The sequence below is a fragment of the Sphingomonas sp. 179-A 2A2 NHS genome (assembly GCF_045371305.1).
Classification (GTDB): Bacteria; Pseudomonadota; Alphaproteobacteria; order Sphingomonadales; family Sphingomonadaceae; genus Sphingomonas.
Genome location: NZ_JBIQDE010000001.1, coordinates 97,987 through 118,348, shown reverse-complemented (window position 1 = coordinate 118,348; position 20,362 = coordinate 97,987). Strand labels below are relative to the sequence as shown.

Here is a 20,362-nt window from a genome sequence, read left to right as displayed (position 1 = left end):
AACGCGGTTGACAGGCGGCCGCCCTCGACCTTGACCCGGCGCGCCGGGGTGAGGGCGCACCGGGGCCGTCAGGCGGCCATCCATTCGGCCAGCGCGGTGCGGGCGCGGTCGGTGTACATCTTCTTGCGATCCGCTTTCTTCGTGCGCCCCTCGATCGGCGGGAAGAGGCCGAAATTGACGTTCATCGGCTGATACGTTTCCGCCACCGCGGCGAAGGTGATGTGGTTCAACAGCGCACCGAGCGCGGTTTCCACCGGCGGGGGTATCATCGGGCGGCCGCCAAGCTCGGCCGCCGCGAAGCGGCCGGCCAGGAGACCGATGGCGGCGCTTTCGACATAGCCTTCGCAGCCGGTGATCTGACCGGCGAAGCGGACGTTGGGGCGGGACTTCAGCCGCAACTCCGGATCCAGCAGCTCGGGCGAGCGCAGGAAGGTGTTGCGGTGGAGGCCGCCGAGCCGGGCGAACTCCGCCTTTTCCAGCCCCGGGATGGTGCGGAACAGGCGCACCTGTTCGGCATGTTTAAGCTTCGTCTGGAACCCGACGATGTTCCACAGCGTGCCGGCGGCATTGTCCTGCCGCAGCTGGACGCAGGCATAGGGCCAGCGGCCATTGGGGTGTTCCGGCGTCGCAGTGCGCGGATCATCGAGGCCGACGCCCTTCATCGGGCCGAAGCGCAGCGTCTCGCGCCCGCGCTCCGCCATCACCTCGATCGGCATGCAGCCTTCGAAATAGGGCACGTTCTCCCATTCGCGCGGCACGCTCTTCTCGCCGGCGAGCAGCCCTTCGACGAACGCCTCATATTGCTCCCGATTGAGCGGGCAGTTGATGTAATCGGTGCCGTCGCCCTTGTTCCAGCGGGACTGGAACCACGCTTTCTCCATGTCGATCGAATCGCGGTACACGATCGGCGCGATGGCATCGAAGAAGGCGAGTGCGTCCTTCCCCGTCTCACTGGCGATCGCCTGCGACAGGCCCGGCGCCGTCAGCGGCCCGGTGGCGATGATCGCGGGCCCTTCCGGCAACGCATCGACCCGCTCGCGCACGATCGTGACGTTGGGATGCGCGGCGAGCGCGGCGGTGACGCCGGCGGAAAAGCCATCACGATCCACCGCCAGCGCGGAGCCGGCCGGCACCTTGTGCGCATCGCCCTCCCGCAGGATGAGCGAGCCAAGCGCGCGCATTTCCTGGTGGATGAGGCCGACGGCGTTGCTTTCGGCATCGTCCGACCGGAAGCTGTTGGAGCAGACGAGCTCCGCCAGATGATCGGTGTGATGCGCCGGGGTATTCTCTCCCGAGCCGCGCATTTCGGACAGGCGGACCTTGAAGCCGGCTTCGGCGAGCTGCCACGCGGCTTCGCTTCCGGCGAGGCCGCCGCCAATGACGTGGATGTCGTAAGTCATGGAGGGGCGTTTAGGCGGGCCGAATACGAAAAGGAACGTGCCGGCGAAAAACGGCGGAAAACCGCGGCTTTCGGAAAATCGCCGCGCGCGAATGTTGAGGAAGTTGAGGCGATAGCGCGTTTTTTTCCAACAGCCTCAACATTCGCGGGATGGATCGGCGCAGGGATCATGGCGGGGATGATACGCCCCGGCGGGCATGTAGGACAGGAAGACGGATCGGCGCGGCGGGGGTGCCGGGGATGGGGCGCATGGCAAGGCTGATCCGAGGCGCGCGTGGCGGCAGGGCGCGAGTGCGGGTGGGGCAGGCGGCGATGAACCGTGCGGGCGGGACGGGCGTTCAGCGCCAATGGCAACCCGCATCCACACCCCCGCCCGCGGCGCGTTGAACGCTGCTTCCATCGCCGTGCTGCTGGCGGCGGCGTTCCAGATCCTGACGCCGCTGCTGCCGCAACTGGGGGTGGGACAGCCGATCGGCGACCAGTCCGATGCGGTGCGCACGCTGATCACCCCGGCGGGCTGGGCCTTTTCGATCTGGGGGGCGCTGTACCTCGGCTCGACATTGTTCGCGATCTACCAGCTGCTGCCGGCGCAGCGGGGCAATCCGCTGCTCGCGCGCATCCGGTGGCCGGCGGCGGGCGCGTTCCTCGGCAACGGCCTGTGGGCGGCCTACACCCAGGTATTCGGGCTGAGCGCGATATCGGTATCGATCATCATCCTGACGCTGGCGTGCCTCGTCGCCATCTATCGCGTGTTCGCGAGCGGCGGGCCCGGCATTGGGCAGTCCGGCAGCGGGCGGCTCAGCACCGGCGAGCGCTGGCTCGCCTATGTGCCGCTCAGCGCGCTGACCGCCTGGCTGACGGTGGCGACGACGGTGAACATCGCCGCCAGCCTGCGCTTCCACGGCGTGGAGGGCGGCGCGGCGGCACCGATGATCGCGGGCGCCGTGGTGGTGGCGGCCGGCGTGATCGCCGCGACCGCGCTGATCCGCGGGCGCGGCAACCTGCCTTTCGCGGTTGTGTTCCTGTGGGCGCTGGCGGCGATCTTCGCGGCCGGCGGGCAGGAAGCAACGCTGGTGGCGGGCGCGACGGCGATCGCGGCGGTGCTGGTGGTTGTGGGGCTGGTGTTGGGCACGCGGCGGGAGCGGGCATCATGGTGATGAAACCATGACGGTGGTTCCTGATCGCCAGATCGGAGTCTGTTTTATCTGGTAAGCTCCAAGTCCTCGTTAGGTTATTCTGGACAAAGCTAGAGAAGCGATGATCTAGCTACTGTGACCCGTCATGCAGGGATGGAGAACCACGCGCTATAATGCAGGTCGGGTGCGGCGTGTCATAATCGCCACCCGGCTGGGTAGGGATACGGGGGTAAACGGTCGCTCAGAACGATTTGATTACCCCCTCGCATATCTGTACCGAGAATAGATCGTAAGGGTCTTGGCCGCACAGAAGGCCGGAGTAAGCTGCTCACATGATCGAACCGTCCGCTGATGAGCTAACGATATATGATGACATTTCGAAGCTAGGTGAAAGGCTTTGGAAAATATCGACTTCTATCGAGGGTCTAAATACCGATCCTAAGATGTCCTCCATCATGTTGTACAAGAGGCTATGGAGCAACCAGCGAGGCTACACTGCCTTATGGAAAATGAACTTAAATCTAGAGGCCAACATTGTCTTAAGGTCTGCTGTTGAGGCAGCGATATGCATTGCCGCCAATGCAAAGCTTAGAGAAGAATTTGTTCTTCTGATGAGTAGAGATGCCGCTGCCACGATCCAAGGTCAGATTAAAATTCACCGAGATAATGAAGCTTATGAGCTCGTAAAGGAGGGAGAGGCCACACTGCGCTTATTGCAATCCAAACTTCCGGTGGGAGTTAAGCCTGCCACTTTGCGTTGGAAGGAGCTTGCCGAACAGGGCGGAGCGCCTCAGCTTTACAGCTTCCACAAGATGCTATCGAGCGTCTCATCCCATGTCACCGGGTTGTCGATTTTACGCGGTGTTACAAACGAGCGCATGGATGCAGAACAGCGAGAAATAAGCGAGCTAGAGCGAAAGATGCACCTTATGATGATGGCCGGTGCCATGCTTCAAGGGGCTAGGCTGCACTCGGTTATGATCGAAGCGTATGCTGAGCTAGAGATAGCGACTATTTTGACTGATCGATTGGCTACCTTGTCGATGAGTTGGCCGGGGGTGGGGCCTGACGATTGAACGACGCAGGCGGGTTGGCAGGCGCTTGAGCACTTGGCTTTCTACGTTCTGCCGCCTTAGCGGGTTGCGGATGTGCGGTAGGCTTTGGTTCCTCATACAGAGAACGGCCACGGGGCGGGGGAACTCGAAAGGCAACTTTGCAGTCTTCCGAGATCAGCGATCGGGCATTATCAGGTTGTATCGCTAAATACTTACCTGATATCTGTCTTAGGACAACATTCCGTGCGCAAGACGTGTGAGAACCGACTGCATCCTTGTACAGAATGAAGCGGTCAGACTGACCTTTAGTTGCCCCAATGCAAAAAAGGGATATCATGAAGCCACCAATTAGGGTGCCGGCTTCGAAGGTGTAGCCGCTATAATTACGACGCTCACTGAAAGTCATCCACGCTACTGTCGCAGGCAATTGCAACGCTACCCATAATATCGTGTATGGGAACTGATTGCCCGAATATATATCGTGTGCCGCGCGGACAAGGCAGATAACAAATATGGCCGCAGCAAACCAATTTATCCCACTCCTCATTTTCTTGTTGCGAGAGTGGGCGCTGGGCTGTTGCTCTTGCGGCAAGGCGTTAGCCATATTCACAGCGTAGGGTGTTGCTGAGGTCACGCGCATCAGAGTTACCGCCAGCGGCAGAACAAGCGACAGTGCGTACACCCGAACCATGTCGCTTACTGACACAGAGAACAGATCGGAGGCTGAGGCATGAACAACCAAGTTTGCGCCGAATCCTAGGCAGTAGCTCCACAGGAAAAAGGCAGAGCCAAGGATATGCGCCACGGGGATAGCGACAAGGGTATGTCCGAGGCGTTCGCTTGTCGTCATCTACGCGGGATATCAGTGCGACCGGACGTCAGCCAGCCCTTTGCCCTCGCTAGCAGAAAGCGCTAACACAACTGTCCCGACGCTCAGGAAACATCCTTTGTTTGTCAATGCTTGCGGGTTTGAAAGCCGATTTCTCTCGGCCCCACTATTGGGTCGTGGAGCCTACATGCATCGCGCTATCCTTGCGTAGGTTAAACGCCTGACAACTCACCCCGCCGCCTTCGCCAGTCCCTTGGACAGTTGCAGCGCGCCATGCAGCCGGGCGGCCGGGTCCGCCCAGTTACGCGTCAGCGCGAGCTTTGAGTCCGGGCGCAGCTTTGCGATCGGGCCGAGCTTTTCGACATAGGCGAGGAGGGCGGGGACGCTGGGCGGCGTATCGTCGTGGAAGCTGACGAGCGCACCCTTGGGGCCGACGTCCATCTTCGCGACGCAGGCCTTCTTGGCGTTCAGCTTGATCTCGATCACCTTGACGAGATTGTCGGTCGCTTCCGGCAGCGGGCCGAAGCGGTCGATCATCTCGGCGGCGAAGGCATCCAGATCGGGCTTCGTATCGAGATCGTTGAGGCGGCGGTACAGGCCCATGCGCAGATCGAGATCTGGCACGTAATCCTCCGGGATGAGGATGGCTGCGTCGACGGTGATCTGCGGCGAGAAATCGCGCGGGCGGCTGGCGAGGCCGCCGGCGCGCGCGTCCATGATCGCTTCCTCCAGCATCGACTGGTAGAGCTCGTAGCCGACTTCCTTGATGTGGCCGGACTGTTCGTCGCCCAGGAGGTTGCCGGCGCCGCGAATGTCGAGATCGTGGCTGGCGAGCTGGAAGCCGGCGCCGAGGCTGTCGAGATCGGAGAGGACCTTCAGGCGCTTTTCCGCCGCATCCGTCATCTGCCGTTCGGGGGGCGTGACCATATAGGCGTAGGCGCGCGTCTTCGACCGGCCGACGCGGCCGCGCAGCTGGTATAGCTGCGCCAGGCCGAAGCGATCGGCGCGGTTGACGATCAGCGTGTTGGCGGACGGGATGTCGATGCCGCTTTCGATGATCGAGGTGGAGATGAGCACCTCGAACTTCTTCTCGACGAAGGCGGACATGCGCTCCTCCACCTCGGTCGGCGCCATCTGGCCGTGGGCAATGACGTAGCGGACCTCGGGCACTTCCTTGCGCAGGAATTCCTCGATGTCGGGCAGATCGGCGATGCGCGGGGTGACGAGGAAGCTCTGGCCGCCGCGGTAATGTTCGCGCAGCAGCGCCTCGCGCAGGACGACCGGATCCCACGGCATGACATAGGTGCGCACCGCGAGGCGATCGACCGGCGGCGTTTGGATGACGGAGAGCTCGCGCAGGCCGCTCATCGCCATCTGCAGCGTGCGGGGGATGGGCGTGGCGGTGAGCGTGAGGACGTGGACGTCCGCCTTCAGCGCCTTCAGCCGTTCCTTGTGGGTGACGCCGAAGCGCTGCTCCTCGTCGACGATGACGAGGCCGAGACGCTTGAAATCGACGTTCTTGGCGAGGAGCGCGTGGGTGCCGACGACGATGTCGATCGTGCCGCTGGCGAGGCCTTCCTTGACGCGCTTCGCCTCCGCCGCCGGGACGAGGCGGGAGAGGCGGCCGATCTCGATCGGATAGCCTTCGAAGCGCTGGGTGAAGTTGAGGTGGTGCTGGCGCGCAAGCAGCGTCGTCGGGCAGACGACCGCGACCTGCATGCCGGCCATCGCCGCGACGAAGGCGGCGCGCAGGGCGACTTCCGTCTTGCCGAAGCCGACGTCGCCGACGATCAGCCGGTCCATCGGCTTGCCGGCGGAGAGATCGGCCAGCGTTTCCTCGATCGCGCGGTCCTGATCGTCGGTTTCCTGATAGGGGAAGCGATCGACGAAGCTCGGATAGCCGCTGGCATCGGGCGCCGCGACCTCGCCGTGGCGCAGCGCGCGCAGCGCCGCGGTGGCGATGAGATCACCCGCGATTTCGCGGATGCGCTCCTTCATCTTCGACTTGCGACGCTGCCATGCCTCGCCGCCGAGCCGGTCCAGCGTGGCGCCTTCCTCGCCGGCGCCGTAGCGCGAGAGGACCTCGAGGTTCTCGACCGGCACGTAGAGCTTGTCGCCGCCGGCATATTCCAGCTGCACGCAATCGTGCGGCGCCTTGGCGACGGGCACCTGGGTGAGCCCGACGTAGCGGCCGATGCCGTGATCGGTGTGGACGACGAGATCGCCGGGCGAGAGCGTGGCGAGCTCGGCCAGGAAGGCGTCGGCCGACTTGCGGCGCTTGGCGCGGCGGATCAGCCGGTCGCCCAGCATGTCCTGTTCAGTGAGGACGGCGACCTTGGGGGCGGTGAAGCCGTGATCGAGCGGCAGGACGATGAGCGCGACCTGCGTCTCGCCGACGCCCTGCGCGTCCTGCCACGTCTCGACCGGCTTCGCGCCGGTGAGGCCGTGATCCTTGAGGAGATTGCCGAGGCGATCGCGCGCCCCGGCGGAATAGCTGGCGAGGACGGGGGTGCGCCCCTCCTTGCGCAGCTTCTGGAGGTGATCGACCACCGCTTCGTAGACGTTGGTGCTGGCGGCGCGCTCGGGCGCGAAATCGCGCGGGCCGTCGACGCCGAAATCGACGACGGTGGCGGATTCGGGCTCGTGGAACGGGGTGGTGACGTGCGCGGTCGCGGTGGCGAGCGCTTCCTCCCACTCCTTGGGCGGCATGTAGAGCGTCTTGGCGGGGAGAGCGCGGTAGCTGCCGGGCTGCGCCGCCTCGGCGCGCTTGCGGTTCTCGTAATAGTCGGCGACCGCCTCGAACCGCGCCTCGCCCGCGGCCTTCACGCCGCCGTCGCGCACGACCAGCGCGTCCTCGCCGATATGGTCGAACAGGGTCTCGAGACGCTCCTCGAACAGCGGGAGCCAATGCTCCATGCCGGCGAGGCGGCGGCCTTCGCTGACCGCCTGGTAGAGCGGGTCACCGGTGGCGGTGGCGCCAAAGGTTTCGCGATAGCGGCTGCGGAAGCGCTTGATGCTTTCCTCGTCCAGCAGCGCCTCGGAGGCGGGGAGGAGGGTGAAGCCGGGGATCTTGCCGGTGGTGCGCTGGTCGGCGGGGTCGAAGGTGCGGACGCTTTCGATCTCGTCGCCGAAGAAATCGAGGCGGAGCGCCTGGGTTTCACCCGAGGGGAACAGATCGACCAGACCGCCGCGGACGGCATATTCGCCGGCGTCGTGGACCGTATCGGTGCGCACATAGCCGTTGGCGGAAAGCAGCGCGGCGAGCTTGTCACGCGCGATTCGCTCACCCGGCTTCAGGTTCGCGACGAGCTGGCGGATGCGGAACGGGGTGAGCGTGCGCTGGGTGGCGGCGTTGACGGTGGTGAGGACGAGCTGCGGCGTCTTGGGGGTCGCCTGCAGCTTGTGCAGCGCGCCGATCCGCTCCGCCATGACGCGCAGGGAGGGCGAGGCCCGGTCATAGGGAAGGCAGTCCCACGCGGGATATTCGACGATCTCGATCTCCGGCGCGAAGAAGCGCGCGGTGCCGGCGATCGCGCGCATCGCCGCTTCGTCCGGCGCGATGAACACCGCCCGCGTCGTCGCCGCGCGGGCGAGATCGGCGAGCAGGCTGGGCAGGAAGCCGGTCGGCACGCCCGAGAGGGTGAGCGGCGTCTTGGCGGAGAGAATCGTCTTCAGATCGGGCAAAGGCGGGTCCGTTCGTATCGGGCGGCGGCAGGTAGGGGCTTGGTCAGGCGCCGGGCTGGCTGCCCGGGGTGGCGAGCGCGAAATCGACGCGGCGCATCGTCTGCATCATCTCGCCTTCCCATTCGGGCGGGCAGGGGATGGAGCCGATCGCCCAGCCCATGATGTCCACGTCCTGCTCCTCCAGCAGGCGTTCGAACCATTGCAGCTGTTCTTCGGACCAGCTGGCGTGATGCGCATCGAAGAAGCCGCCGATCATGAAATCGGCCTCGCGCGTGCCCCGGTGCCAGGCGCGGAAGCGGGTGCGCCGCAAACGAGTTTCTTGATCCATCAGGGGCTCCAACGACACTTGGCCGGCCGTGGTTTCGCACGGTCGGCGACGATAATTCATCCGCTCGCCTGACAGGATCGATGCGAACGGCTAGGCGTGGCGCAAGAGATAGTCATGCGACCCAATATCCTCAATCCACTGTTCGCCGAAGTCACCGCGCTGAAGGGCGTCGGGGCAGGGCTGGCCAAGCCGCTGGATCGGCTTGGCCTTGCGAGGGTGGTGGACGTGCTGTTCCATCTGCCGAGCGGCTGGATCGATCGCCTGCCGCGCGACGAGCTGATGGCGCAGGATGCGGGGCGCACGATCGCGATCACGCTGACGGTGCGCGACATCCGCGTCTCCTCAAGCCCGCGCGGGCCGACGCGGGTGCAGGCCGCCGACGGCTACGGCAACATCGTCAGCCTCGTCTATTTCGGGCGATCGAGCGGGCTGGTGCGCAAGCTCTATACCGTTGGCGAGCCGGTGCGCGTGTCTGGCAAGCTGGAGACATACGGCCAGGAATTGCAGATCATCCACCCGGAGATCGTGGATGGGGAGGACAGCTTTCGCGAGCGCGAGGCGATCTATCCGCTTTCGGAGGGGATTACGTCGCGCCGCGTCGGTGGCTTGGTCGAGCAGGCGATCGCCCGCGCGCCCGAGCTTGGCGAATGGATCGAGCCCGGCTTGCTTGCCCAGCGCGACTGGCCGGGGTGGAAGGAGGCGCTGACGCGCGTCCATGCCGATCCGGCCGATGCGGTGGCGCGGGCGCGGATCGCTTATGACGAGATCTTTGCCAACCAGCTGGCACTGTCGCTGGTGCGGCAGGATACGCGGCGTCGGCGCGGGCGCGCGCTGAAGGGCGACGGTCGGCTGCGCGACATGCTTCGGCTGCCCTATGCGTTGACCGGCGCACAGGCGCGGACGGCGCGCGAGATTGAGGGCGATCTGGCGCAGGACGCGCCGATGCTGCGACTGCTGCAGGGCGATGTAGGGTCGGGCAAGACGCTGGTCGCGGCGCTCGCGCTGATGATCGCGGTGGAGGCGGGGGCGCAAGGCGCGCTGCTGGCGCCGACCGAGATCCTGGCGCGGCAGCATTATGACACGCTGCGCGAGACGCTGGCCGGCTTGCCGGTGAACATCGCGGTGCTGACCGGGCGCGACAAGGGTCGGGCGCGCGAGGGCGTGCTGATGGGGCTGGCGGATGGGTCGATCGACATATTGATCGGCACGCACGCGATCTTCCAGGATGCGGTGACTTACCGCGACCTTGGCCTTGTTGTGGTGGACGAACAGCATCGCTTCGGCGTGGCGGAGCGGCTGGCGCTGTCGGCCAAGGGCAAGACGACGCCGCACCTGCTGGCGATGACCGCGACTCCGATCCCGCGCACGCTCGTCCTCGCGCAACATGGCGAGATGGACCAGAGCCGGCTCGACGAAATGCCGCCGGGGCGCGAGCCGGTGGAGACGCGCGTCATCAGCGAGGAGCGGCTGGACGAGGTGGTCAACGCGCTCGGCCGGCATCTGGCAGAGGGCAAGCAGGCCTATTGGGTCTGCCCGCTGGTGGAGGAGAGCGAGAAGAGCGACCTTGCCGCCGCCGAGGCGCGGGCGGCGGCGCTGGCGGGGCGCTTCGGGGATCGCGTCGGGCTGGTGCATGGCAAGATGCGGCCGGCGGAGAAGGACGCGGTGATGGCGCGCTTCGCCGGCGGCGAGCTTGGCGTGCTGGTGGCGACGACGGTGATCGAGGTGGGCGTGAACGTGCCCAATGCGACGCTGATCGTGATCGAGCATGCCGACCGCTTCGGACTGGCGCAGCTGCATCAGCTGCGTGGGCGGGTGGGGCGCGGCGGCGGGCAATCGCGCTGTCTGCTGCTGCGCGGCAATGCGCTGAGCGAAACGTCGCGCGCGCGGCTGGCGCTGATGCGCGAGACGAACGACGGCTTCATGATCGCCGAGGAGGATCTGCGGCTGCGCGGCGGCGGCGAATTGCTCGGCACGCGGCAATCGGGCGAGGCGGCGTTCCGGCTGGCGACGCCGGAGCTGCTCAATGAGCTGCTGCCGATCGCTTACGATGACGCACGGCTGCTGATCGATCGCGACGGCGGGCTTTCCGGCGCGCGCGGGCAGGCGGCGCGGGTGGCGCTGTATCTGTTCGAGCGCGACGCCGGCGTCGCCCTGCTGCGATCGGGCTGATCAACGATTTCGCGCCGCGTCCCGGATGCGCGGGCAAGCGGCGCCGTCAGAATGAGGTCAGCGCGACGAATAGACCGGCAGCGATGACCATCACGGCAAAGCCGCGTTCGAGCAGGCCCTTGCGCGTGGCGAGGGCCCGAGCGGCGGCCATCCCGGCTACGGTGCCGATCGCGCCGCCCGCGATCATCAGCGCGGTGATCGGCCAGTCGACCATGCCCGAGGTGGCGTAGGACGCTGCGGTGGTCAGCCCCAGTGCGCTCACCACCACGAGCGAGGTTCCCACCGCGTTGGCGATCGGCATGGCAGTGGCCAGCATCAGGCCCGGGACGATGAGGAAACCCCCGCCGATACCGAAGAAGCCGGCTGCAAGGCCGACGCCAAGGCCAATCGGGATCAGCCTCGGCAGCAGCGTCGCGGCGGACTCTCGCGACAGGCGAACGTCCGGCGCTGGCGCAGACTTGCGGGGGCGGAGCATCGAGAGGCCGACGCCGACCATCAGCAGGCCGAACAATGCCAATAGCCGCGCGCCATCCATTGCCTTGCCGAGTTCCGCACCGATGCTCGCCCCGGCGACGCCCACCGCCGCGAACACGGTGGCGCAAGGCCATTTTACCGTGCCCGCCTGGGCGTGGCCGGCAAGGCTGGCCAGCGCGCTGGCGGCGACTGCAACGGCGGCCGTCCCGATCGCGAGATGCGCAGACCCGGTCCCGACGACATAGACGAGCAACGGCACGGCGAGGATCGACCCGCCGCCGCCGACCAGCGCCAGGATCAGGCCGATCGCCGCGCCGGACGCGAGCGTGGCGAGGATGGCGGCGGCGGTCATGAGCGGCTCAGCTCGCGGCGCGCCGGTTCCACGGCATCATGCGCAGCAGGTTCGCCATCCCACACCAGCCGGTCGCCCCGGCGAGCATCAGGCCGGCACCAACGAAGGCGGACAGGCCGAAGAAGGCGGGAGTGACGAACAGGCCCAGCAGCACGCCCGCAAGCACCAGCATGCCTGCCGTGATCTGCACCTGCCGCATGACCTCAAGTGGCTGGGCGCGATCGACCACCGTCGGTTGCCCGGCCGAGCGCCAGGCATCCACGCCGCCATCCAGGATATAGGCCGGGGCGCCTGCGGCAGCGGCGGCGAGCGCGCTGGCGTTGGCAGCCGTGCGCATCCCCGACTTGCAGTGGAAGATCACCGGGCGCTCTTCGCGCCGCAGGGTGGCAACGCGGTCGAGCGGCAGATTGACCGCACCGGGAATGCGCTCGCGCGCGAATTCGTCAGCGCCGCGGATGTCGACCAGCCGCGCGCCGCCATCGAGGGCGACGCGCGCGTCGCGCGGGGACAGGGTGGGAAGCATCAATCAACGTCCTTGCAGTAAAGTTGGTAGAGGGTGGCGAGAAGCGTTTCGACGCGGGGATCCGCGATCGCGTACCAGAGCGTCTGGCTCTCGCGCCGGAAGGCGACGAGGCCTTCGTCCCGCATCTTCGCGAGATGCTGCGAACAGGCGGACTGCGACAGGCCGACATCGCGGGCGAGGGTGGTGACCGTCACCTCGCCATGCTCGACCAGCTTGCACAGCAGCATCAGCCGCCGGGGATTGCCGATTGCCTTGAGCGTGTCGGCAACGTGGCCGGCCTTTTCCTCGAACGTCGCCAGATCCATCGGCGGCTTCAGCATCTGCTTCTCCATTAGATATTGCTAATTTAGCAATCTCTAATACATGTGCAAGGCATGATGGAGCCGAATATGACCCAGCCTTTCATCAAGGCCTTCTTCGATGAGCCGACCAACACGATCAGCTATCTCGTCGGCCACCCTGCCACCCGCATCGCGGCGGTGATCGACCCGGTGCTCGATTTCGACCTGGCGAGCGGCGAGGTGGATAGCCGGTCCGCAGAGCGGATCCTCGCCTTTGCCGATGAGGACGGATGGCAGATCGCGATCGTGCTCGAGACCCATGCGCATGCCGATCACCTGTCGGCGGCGCCCTTCATCAAGGCGCATACGGGCGCATGGATCGGCATCGGCGCGCACATCCGCGACGTGCAGCGCATCTTTCGGCCGGTATTCGCGATGACGGACCTGAAAATCGACGGATCGGACTTCGACCGGCTGTTCGACGACGGCGAGCGGTTCCAGATCGGCGACCTTGCCGTCGAGGTGCTGCACGTGCCCGGCCATACGCCAGCCGATGTCGCCTATCTGATCGGTGATGCCGCGTTCGTCGGCGATACCCTGTTCATGCCCGATTATGGCACCGCGCGTGCCGACTTCCCGGGTGGCGACGCCCGCACTTTATATCGCTCGATCCGCCGGCTGCTGTCGCTGCCTGGCGAGACGCGCCTGTTCCTGTGCCATGACTATAAGGCGCCCGGTCGCGACGAATATCGCTGGGAAACGACCGTGGACGAGCAGCGTCGATCGAGCGTGCATGTTCATGACGCGGTCAGCGAGGACGCGTTCGTCGCCATGCGCGAGCAGCGCGACGCCGGCCTCGCCGTGCCGCGGCTGTTGTTGCCGTCGATCCAGGTCAACATCCGCGCCGGCCGCTTCCACGAGGCGGCGGACAATGGCGTCACCTATTTGCGCATTCCCGTGAAGCCCCGGGAACGCGCAGAGTAAGGAGGGAAGGGCGCCGATGGTCAGCCGGCGACGAGCAGGCCGTGGTGCTTCTTGCCGGCGGAGATGCGGACCGGCTCGCCGCCTGCGGCCACAATGGCGGCTTCGTCCGAGACCTTCTCGCCGGCGACGCGCGCGCCGCCCTGCTTGATCAGACGGCGGGCCTCGCCCTTGGAGGCGCAGAAGCCGAGGCCAACGAGCACGTCGACCAACGCCACCTCGCCGTCCGCGGCGAAGGTGGGGAGCGCGTCGCCGCTGGCGCCTTCCTCGAAGGTCTTGCGGGCGGTCTCCGCCGCCTGCTCCGCTGCCTCGCGGCCGCGGCACATCGCGGTGGCTTCATTGGCGAGGATCTTCTTCGCCTCGTTGATCTCCGCGCCCTCGAGCTTTTCGAGGCGGGCGATCTCGTCCTCCGGCAGGTCGGTGAACAGGCGCAGGAAGCGGCCGACGTCGCGGTCATCGGTGTTGCGCCAGAACTGCCAGTAATCGAAGTGCGGCAGCTGATCCTCATGCAGCCAGACGGCGCCGGAGACGGTCTTGCCCATCTTCTGCCCGTCGGCGGTGGTCAGCAGCGGGGTGGTGACGCCGAACACCTCGGTCCCGTCCATGCGGCGGGCGAGTTCGATGCCGTTGACGATATTGCCCCATTGATCGCTACCGCCCATCTGCAGCCGCACGCCATGGCGCAGCGACAGCTCGCGGAAGTCATAGGCCTGCAGGATCATGTAGTTGAATTCGAGGAAGCTGAGCGACTGCTCGCGGTCGAGCCTGAGCTTCACCGAATCGAACGACAGCATCCGGTTGACCGAGAAATGCTGCCCGACCTCGCGCAGGAAGGGTATGTATTCGAGCTTGTCGAGCCAGTCGGCATTGTCGACCATCACCGCGTCTGTCGGGCCGTCGCCGAACGTGAGGAAGCGTTCGAAGATGCGGCGGATCGAGGCGACGTTGGCGCCGATGCGATCCTCGGTCAGCAGCTGACGCGATTCTTCCTTGAACGACGGATCGCCGATCTTGCCGGTGCCGCCGCCCATCAGGACGATCGGCTTGTGCCCGGTCTGCTGCAGGCGGCGCAGCAGCATGATCTGGACAAGGCTGCCGACGTGGAGCGACGGCGCGGTCGGATCGAAGCCGATATAGCCCGGCACCACTTGGCGAGCGGCGAGCGCATCGAGCGCCGCCGCATCGGTCATCTGGTGGATGTAGCCGCGGTCCGTGAGGACGCGGAGCAGATCGGACTTTGCTTCGGTCATAGTGGAGCGGCACATGCCCTCACCAGGCGGCGCCCGCAAGCGGGCCGGGCGTCCCGGTTAACGCTTGGGCAGTTGAGTCGTCGGGTCGACCGGGTTGCGGCCCTTGCGCAATTCGAAGTGCAGTTCGGGCTGATCGGCAAAGCCGGTGTCACCGGACAGTGCGATCGTCTGGCCCTTCTTCACCGCCTGGCCGCGCTGGACGAGCAGCTTGGAGGCGTGACCGTACACGCTGGTCCAGTTCTCGCCGTGGCGGACGATGATGAGGCCGCCGAGCGCAGCGATGCCGTCACCGACATAGGCCACGGTGCCGTCGGCGGCGGCGCGGACCGGCGTTTCGGTCGGCACCGCGATCTTGATGCCGTTGTTGCGCTGACCACTGGCGCCGGCGCCGAAGCGGCCGACGATGCGGCCGTCGACCGGCCACATGAAGCGGCCCGGGCTGCTGGTGGGCGGCGCCACCGCCGCAGTGGCGGGAAGGACGCGGCGCGGCGTCGCGACCGGTTTCGCCGGTGCCTGGTTTTCCGCGATGGCGGGCTCGCCGCCGGTGATGATATCATCGATGTCGAGGCGGAAGGCGGCGGCGCGCTCAGCAGCGCTGCGCGGGCGCGTGTCACCCGGGATCAGGATCCGCTGCCCGGTGCGCAGGATGTAAGGCTCGCTGAGGTTGTTCGCGGCGACGATGTGCGACCATTCGACGCCATAGGCGCGGGCGATCGCGATGCCGGTCTGACCGGAACGCACGAGGTGATAGCGGCCGCCGGGGATGCGCAGCCGCTGGCCGGCGTAGATGACGAACGGGGCGGACAGGCCGTTGGCGCGCGCTATCGCTTCGGAGCCGGCGCCGGTCCGCTCCGCGATGGCGCGCAGCGAGTCGCCGGAACGCACGACATAGGTTTGATCCGGAACCTGGCGCGCATCGTCCGCCACTCCGCGCTGCTCCCACGCGGGCGGCGGGGCGGGAAGCTGATCCACCTGCTCCTGCGGCCGCGGCCCGGGACGGGGCGGCGGATAACTGCCGCCCGTATCGGGACGCGGCGGAGTGGGCCGCGCCGGGCGGTCGACCGAGGGAATGCATCCCGCCAACGCGATCGCGAGCGGCAGCGCAAGCGGGATACGGTTCGTCATTACCGCTGCATTAACCCTGGACGGGCCGCGGCTCCAGTCGGTTCAGGCCCCCGAGATACGGCTGCAGCACCGAGGGCACCGCGACCGAGCCGTCGGCCTGCTGGTAATTCTCCAGGATCGCCACGATCGTCCGGCCGATCACCAGGCCGGAGCCGTTGAGCGTGTGGACGAAGCGGGTCGCCTTTTCGCCTTCCGGGCGGAAGCGGGCGTTCATGCGGCGCGCCTGGAAATCGGTGCAGGTGGAGCAGGACGAGATCTCGCGATAGCGATCCTGCCCCGGCAGCCACACTTCGATGTCATAGGTGCGGGCGGCGGAGAAGCCCATGTCGCCAGTGCACAGCTTCATGCGGCGGAACGGCAGCTCCAGCCGGGTCAGCACGTCCTCCGCCGCGGCGGTCATCCGCTCATGCTCCGCCTCCGACTGATCGGGCTCGACGATCGAGACCATCTCGGCCTTGTCGAATTGATGCTGGCGTATGAAGCCGCGCGTATCGCGCCCCGCGGCGCCCGCTTCGGAGCGGAAGCAGGGGGTGAGGGCGGTGAAGCGCAGCGGCAGATCGGTCGCCGACAGGATCTTCTCGCGCACGATGTTGGTGAGGCTGACCTCACTCGTCGGGATCAGCCAGCGACCGTCCGTGGTGCGGAACAGATCCTCGGCGAACTTGGGCAACTGGCCTGTGCCGAACATCGCCTCGTCACGTACGAGGAGCGGCGGGATCACTTCCTCATAGCCATAGTCGCGCGTCAGCACGTCGAGCCCATATTGGCCAAGCGCGCGGGCGAGCTTCGCGACATGGCCGCGCACCAGCGTGAAGCGCGCGCCGGACAGCAGTGCGCCGGTTTCGAAGTCGAGACCGAGCGCAGGGCCGATCGCATCATGCTCGCTGATCGCGAAATCGAACGTCGGGCGCTGGCCCCGTTCGTGGACGAGCTGATTGTCGTTCTCGTCCGCGCCGTCGGGCACGTCGGCGAGCGGGAGATTGGGCAGGCCGGCGAGGAGGCTGTCGAGTTCGCCGCCGAGCCGTGCTTCCTCCGCCTCAAGCTCGGGCAGCCGCTGCTTCAGCGTGGCGACTTCCGCCATCAGCGCGGCGGCGGTTTCCTCGTCCTTCTTGGCCTTGGCGGCGCCGATGGCCTTCGACGCCTCGTTGCGGCGCGCCTGGCCGACCTGAAGCTCCGTCACCACCTCACGGCGGCGGCGATCGAGATCGAGGATGGTGGCGGCGTCCGCCGGCTTGCCACGGCGCGCCATGGCGGCGTCGAAGGCGGCGGGATCGTCACGGATCAGGCGAATGTCGAGCATGGCGCGGCGCTATGCCGGGCAGCGACCAGCGAGGCAACCCGGGTGGGTGACGGCGCGTTGGTCGGCAAATACGGCATGCAAGGAGGTATCAACATGCAAGTTCCGCACAACGCCGTCGTTCTGGTGGCGGACGGCCGCAAGCTGCTGTTCCTGCGTAATGAAGGTGACGGCGAATATCCGAACCTGACGGTGGAATATGCGGAGGAGCAGAGCAACCCCGCGGACCGCGACCAGAAGACGGATGCGGCAGGCGCGGCTTCCTCGACGCAGAGTGGCCCGGGGGCGCCGGCGGTGGCGCAGAACGGATCGATGCACGCCCGCGGCGGCGGCGCGCAGTTCGCCCCGGCACGCGGCACGCTGGGCGAGGCGGATTTCCATCAGCTGGAAGAGGATCGCTTTGCGGCCGACGCGGCGGAACTGCTGAAGAAGCGCGCCTTGTCGAACGAATATGAGAAGCTGATCGTGGTCGCGCCGCCCAAGACGCTGGGCGAATTGCGCAAGCATTACCACAAGGAAGTGAGCGATCGGCTTGCGGGCGAGCTTTCCAAGGACCTGACCGGCCACCCCATTTCGGACATCGAGCAGGCGCTGCTGAACGCCTGAGCCGGCCGAGTCGCATTAAAAAGGGCCCGCGCGATGGTGTCGCGCGGGCCCTTTCTGGTGGCGCGATGGTAAGATCAGGCCGCGACTGGTGCCTTCTTGGCGAGGCGGCGGCGCGCAATGAGCGCGGCTGCGGCGGCGCCGAACAGCAGCACCATCGGCGGGGCCGGCACCGGCGAGGGATTGCCGCTGCTGTTGCTGCTGTGCCCGCCGTTCGACGACCAGCCATGGTTCGAGCCCCAGCCGTGGCTGGAACCCCAGCCCTTCGACGACGAGCCGTAGGACGAACTGGACGTCGAGGAAGAGGTGGAGGTTGAGGTCGAGCCGCTGGTCGAGCTGGACGTGGAGGTCGACGAGCCGCCGGTCGACGTGGATGTCGACGAACCGCCCGTCGAGGTGGAGGTGGACGAACCACCGGTCGAGGTGGACGAGCCGCCGGTCGACGTCGAGGTCGAGCCGCCGCTGGAGCTGGACGTCGAGGAGACCACGATCCCGCCCGAGCCGCCACTCCCGCCCGAGCCACCGAAGAAGCCGCCAGCGAAGAAGCCGCCGCCGCCAAAGCCGCCGCCACCGATGATCGGCGCTGCCACCGGCGCGCCGCCGCCCGAGACGACCGGCGCTGCTGCGGGCAGCGGCACGGGAATGGGGGCAGCCTGACTGGCGACCGTCACCACCGCGGGCGCGCAGGTGGTGGTGGTGTTCTTCACGATCGTGCGGACCCTGGTGCGCGGCGGCGGCGGGCGCTTCGCCACCCGCTTCACGGGCGTCGACTTCTTGGTGAAGGACGTGCGCGCCTTCTGCGTTTCCGCCACGTGCACAGCGCCCCCACCGACGATCGCGCCACCGACCGTGCACGCGCAGAGTTTCGCCAAAGCCATCCGCACCGACATGATGTCTCTTTCAATCAAGAACGACGTTACCGCCGCATTGCCCCTCGCGACGACGAGGGGCTGCTATCACCGTAAAGTGCGAAACAAAGCATTAAGCGCAACGTGATTCGGTGCGATTCACCGTCTCAAGATCGTATTTCCCGCAGGTTTGCTGACAAAATCATGGTTAACGTGCCAGTAGGGGACGGAACTTGCCGCGGCTGCGAACATGAATTCCCCCCGTTCTCGTGGATGGAATGCTCACACTTATTGGTGAGTCGAGTGCAGGAGCGCTTGTCCGTTAGTTAAGGCGCGACTATAGGGCGCGCCTGGGGCGCTCAGTGGTGCTTTGAGAAACGCTGTGACGCCGGCGGGGAGACAGGTCGATGGCGACGGCGTACAATCGCGTGGATCAGACTGAGGTATCCGGCTTCGCGGCCAATGACGGCGACGATGGTTACCGGCCACATGCTGACGAGCCCTTCATGAACCCACGCCAGCAGGCGTATTTCCGGAACAAGCTGCTGGCATGGAAGGAAGCGATCCTGCGCGAGGCGCAGGGCACCCTTTCCCAATTGCAGATCGATTCGATCCGCGAGCCCGATCTCAACGATCGCGCTTCAAGTGAAACCGACTGGTCGATCGAACTTCGCACCCGTGATCGCCAGCGCAAGCTGATCGGCAAGATCGAGGCCGCGCTGCGGCGGATCGATGACGGCGAATATGGCTATTGCGAAGTGACCGGCGAGCCGATCAGCCTGGGTCGGCTGGAAGCGCGGCCGATCGCCACCATGACGGTCGAGGCGCAGGAGCGGCACGAGCGGCAGGAAAAGGTGTCGCGCGAGGAATAAAGCGCGCGCAGGTGGCGCCATTGCGGACGCGTCTTCGTAATTCGTCAAGAAATACGGTCGTATCCAGAAGCCATGGATCCTGCCCGCGAAAACGTCTTCCTCGAGGCAGCGCCTGCCGACGGCGGGGCGCGTGGCCGTGACAGCCTGTTCCTGCTCGCGAGCCTGAAGGTGGAAGGCATGGCCGAGGCGATGCCAGTCCGCGTCCGCAACCTTTCCGCTGGCGGGCTGATGGCCGAATTGCCCGAGCCGGTATCACCCGACAGTGCGGTGGAGATCGATCTTCGCGGCGTCGGCAAGATCAAGGGCCGGGTCGCATGGCAGACCGAGGGACGCGCCGGGATCGCGTTCGACCGGCAGATCGATCCGCAACGTGCGCGCAAGCCGGTGGGCACAGCCAAGAGCGACGACTCGCCCAAGCCGCTCCGCTTCCCCGGCTAAACGACGCGCCATCAACGCCGGGCTAGACGGGCCCGCCCCAATCATGCCAAAGCCGCCGCCCGGACACGCGGGCGTGGCGGAATGGTAGACGCAGCGGACTCAAAATCCGCCGTTGGTGACAACATGTCGGTTCGAGTCCGACCGCCCGTACCACGCTGGTCCCTCGACCGCGGCCGCCGGATCGGGCATCGCGTGCGGCGATGTCATCGATTTCCCTTCTCCGATCGCGAACCGCTGCCGCCCACGAGGCGGTCGACGCTGCCTTTGGCGGGTTCGATCTGCTCGACCGGGAGGCTTATACGCGCTTCCTGGCGGCGCATGCCAAGGCGCTGCCGATTGCGGAGGCGAGAGCCGCGGCAGTCTGGCCGGATCTTCGCCCGCGCTTGCCGTTACTGGCCGAGGATCTCGTCCAATTGGGCCATGAGGGGCCAGTGGTGGCCACACCGCGCGCGGCGAATGACGATCCGCGCGCTTGGGGCGCGCTCTATGTGGTGGAAGGATCGCGTTTGGGCTTCGGGATGCTGGCCAAGCAGGTGGGCGGCGGGCTGCCGACCGCTTATCTGGCCGCGACTCACGCGCCGGGCGAATGGCGCGACATCCGCTCCGCGATCGACGCGGCTGGAGAGGGGAAGGACGAGCATTGGGCCGAGGAGCTGGTCGCCGGTGCGCTCGAGACGTTCGATCTTTATGCCGCTGCCGCGCGGGCTGCGTGAGCGGC

General features: G+C 66.4%; 18 protein-coding genes and 1 tRNA gene. 9 read left to right on the top strand and 10 right to left on the bottom strand.

Going from position 1 to position 20,362, the window contains the following annotated elements; genetic code table 11:
- Positions 1 to 68: 68 nt before the first annotated feature.
- Positions 69 to 1,400, bottom strand: a complete 1,332-nt coding sequence (gene trmFO, locus ACH0AE_RS00590) for a methylenetetrahydrofolate--tRNA-(uracil(54)-C(5))-methyltransferase (FADH(2)-oxidizing) TrmFO (RefSeq protein WP_294443156.1) — start codon at positions 1,398 to 1,400, stop codon at positions 69 to 71.
- 346 nt (positions 1,401 to 1,746) lie between these two features.
- On the opposite strand from trmFO, the gene ACH0AE_RS00585 reads away from it, so the two are divergent.
- Together ACH0AE_RS00585 and ACH0AE_RS00580 are read left to right on the top strand one after the other, a co-directional pair.
- On the top strand, positions 1,747 to 2,556 hold the full coding sequence (locus ACH0AE_RS00585; RefSeq protein ID WP_294443157.1) for a hypothetical protein: 810 nt from the start codon (positions 1,747 to 1,749) through the stop codon (positions 2,554 to 2,556).
- Positions 2,557 to 2,867: 311 nt separating this feature from the next.
- Positions 2,868 to 3,611, top strand: coding sequence for a hypothetical protein (locus ACH0AE_RS00580; protein WP_406875371.1), 744 nt, complete (start codon positions 2,868 to 2,870; stop codon positions 3,609 to 3,611).
- A gap of 1,036 nt (positions 3,612 to 4,647) precedes the next feature.
- Here ACH0AE_RS00580 and mfd read toward each other — a convergent pair.
- Both mfd and ACH0AE_RS00570 read right to left on the bottom strand, forming a co-directional pair.
- Positions 4,648 to 8,103, bottom strand: coding sequence for a transcription-repair coupling factor (gene mfd / locus ACH0AE_RS00575; RefSeq protein ID WP_406875369.1), 3,456 nt, complete (start codon positions 8,101 to 8,103; stop codon positions 4,648 to 4,650).
- A 43-nt stretch (positions 8,104 to 8,146) separates the two neighbouring features.
- A complete protein-coding gene (locus ACH0AE_RS00570; RefSeq protein ID WP_046411778.1) occupies positions 8,147 to 8,431 on the bottom strand; it encodes a succinate dehydrogenase assembly factor 2 in 285 nt (94 codons plus the stop codon).
- Between the two features lie 114 nt (positions 8,432 to 8,545).
- Between ACH0AE_RS00570 and recG the strand changes: the two genes are divergently transcribed.
- Positions 8,546 to 10,600 carry an ATP-dependent DNA helicase RecG gene (gene recG, locus ACH0AE_RS00565; protein ID WP_294442928.1) on the top strand — a complete coding sequence of 685 codons (2,055 nt, stop codon included), beginning with the start codon at positions 8,546 to 8,548 and terminating at the stop codon, positions 10,598 to 10,600.
- A gap of 46 nt (positions 10,601 to 10,646) precedes the next feature.
- Here the strand turns inward: recG and ACH0AE_RS00560 are convergent, their stop codons facing one another.
- From ACH0AE_RS00560 to ACH0AE_RS00550, 3 genes are read right to left on the bottom strand one after another with little or no spacing between them, the layout of a single operon-like run.
- On the bottom strand, positions 10,647 to 11,426 hold the full coding sequence (locus ACH0AE_RS00560; protein WP_294442927.1) for a sulfite exporter TauE/SafE family protein: 780 nt from the start codon (positions 11,424 to 11,426) through the stop codon (positions 10,647 to 10,649).
- A 7-nt stretch (positions 11,427 to 11,433) separates the two neighbouring features.
- Complete coding sequence (locus tag ACH0AE_RS00555) at positions 11,434 to 11,952, bottom strand: rhodanese-like domain-containing protein (RefSeq protein WP_046410754.1); 519 nt, start codon at positions 11,950 to 11,952, stop codon at positions 11,434 to 11,436.
- A complete protein-coding gene (locus ACH0AE_RS00550) occupies positions 11,949 to 12,269 on the bottom strand; it encodes a helix-turn-helix transcriptional regulator (RefSeq protein ID WP_186314011.1) in 321 nt (106 codons plus the stop codon). Before ACH0AE_RS00550 ends, ACH0AE_RS00555 begins: the two co-directional genes overlap by 4 nt.
- Before the next feature lie 69 nt (positions 12,270 to 12,338).
- Between ACH0AE_RS00550 and ACH0AE_RS00545 the strand changes: the two genes are divergently transcribed.
- Positions 12,339 to 13,214, top strand: a complete 876-nt coding sequence (locus tag ACH0AE_RS00545; protein WP_046411776.1) for an MBL fold metallo-hydrolase — start codon at positions 12,339 to 12,341, stop codon at positions 13,212 to 13,214.
- Between the two features lie 20 nt (positions 13,215 to 13,234).
- On the opposite strand, the gene tyrS is transcribed toward ACH0AE_RS00545, so the two are convergent.
- Genes tyrS through serS form a run of 3 tightly spaced genes read right to left on the bottom strand, consistent with a single transcriptional unit; the run spans position 13,235 to position 16,886 of the window.
- Positions 13,235 to 14,461 carry a tyrosine--tRNA ligase gene (gene tyrS / locus ACH0AE_RS00540; protein ID WP_294442925.1) on the bottom strand — a complete coding sequence of 409 codons (1,227 nt, stop codon included), beginning with the start codon at positions 14,459 to 14,461 and terminating at the stop codon, positions 13,235 to 13,237.
- 57 nt (positions 14,462 to 14,518) lie between these two features.
- A complete protein-coding gene (locus tag ACH0AE_RS00535; RefSeq protein ID WP_294442924.1) occupies positions 14,519 to 15,586 on the bottom strand; it encodes a M23 family metallopeptidase in 1,068 nt (355 codons plus the stop codon).
- A 10-nt stretch (positions 15,587 to 15,596) separates the two neighbouring features.
- Positions 15,597 to 16,886, bottom strand: coding sequence for a serine--tRNA ligase (gene serS / locus ACH0AE_RS00530; protein ID WP_294442923.1), 1,290 nt, complete (start codon positions 16,884 to 16,886; stop codon positions 15,597 to 15,599).
- Positions 16,887 to 16,979: 93 nt separating this feature from the next.
- Between serS and ACH0AE_RS00525 the strand changes: the two genes are divergently transcribed.
- Positions 16,980 to 17,489, top strand: a complete 510-nt coding sequence (locus ACH0AE_RS00525; protein WP_294442922.1) for a host attachment family protein — start codon at positions 16,980 to 16,982, stop codon at positions 17,487 to 17,489.
- 74 nt (positions 17,490 to 17,563) lie between these two features.
- Here the strand turns inward: ACH0AE_RS00525 and ACH0AE_RS00520 are convergent, their stop codons facing one another.
- The gene (locus ACH0AE_RS00520) at positions 17,564 to 18,376 is read right to left on the bottom strand and encodes a hypothetical protein (protein ID WP_294442921.1); all 813 of its coding nucleotides are present in this window, start codon (positions 18,374 to 18,376) and stop codon (positions 17,564 to 17,566) included.
- A gap of 365 nt (positions 18,377 to 18,741) precedes the next feature.
- Here ACH0AE_RS00520 and dksA point away from each other — a divergent pair, with 365 nt between their 5' ends.
- The 4 genes from dksA to ACH0AE_RS00500 all read left to right on the top strand — a co-directional run bounded on the left by dksA (position 18,742) and on the right by ACH0AE_RS00500 (position 20,357).
- Entirely contained in the window at positions 18,742 to 19,206 is a 465-nt protein-coding gene (gene dksA, locus ACH0AE_RS00515; RefSeq protein ID WP_294442920.1) for an RNA polymerase-binding protein DksA, read from the top strand.
- 72 nt (positions 19,207 to 19,278) lie between these two features.
- On the top strand, positions 19,279 to 19,644 hold the full coding sequence (locus tag ACH0AE_RS00510; protein WP_294442919.1) for a PilZ domain-containing protein: 366 nt from the start codon (positions 19,279 to 19,281) through the stop codon (positions 19,642 to 19,644).
- A gap of 67 nt (positions 19,645 to 19,711) precedes the next feature.
- Positions 19,712 to 19,797, top strand: a tRNA-Leu gene (locus ACH0AE_RS00505).
- Positions 19,798 to 19,844: 47 nt separating this feature from the next.
- On the top strand, positions 19,845 to 20,357 hold the full coding sequence (locus ACH0AE_RS00500) for a biliverdin-producing heme oxygenase (RefSeq protein WP_294442918.1): 513 nt from the start codon (positions 19,845 to 19,847) through the stop codon (positions 20,355 to 20,357).
- Positions 20,358 to 20,362 lie beyond the last annotated feature (5 nt).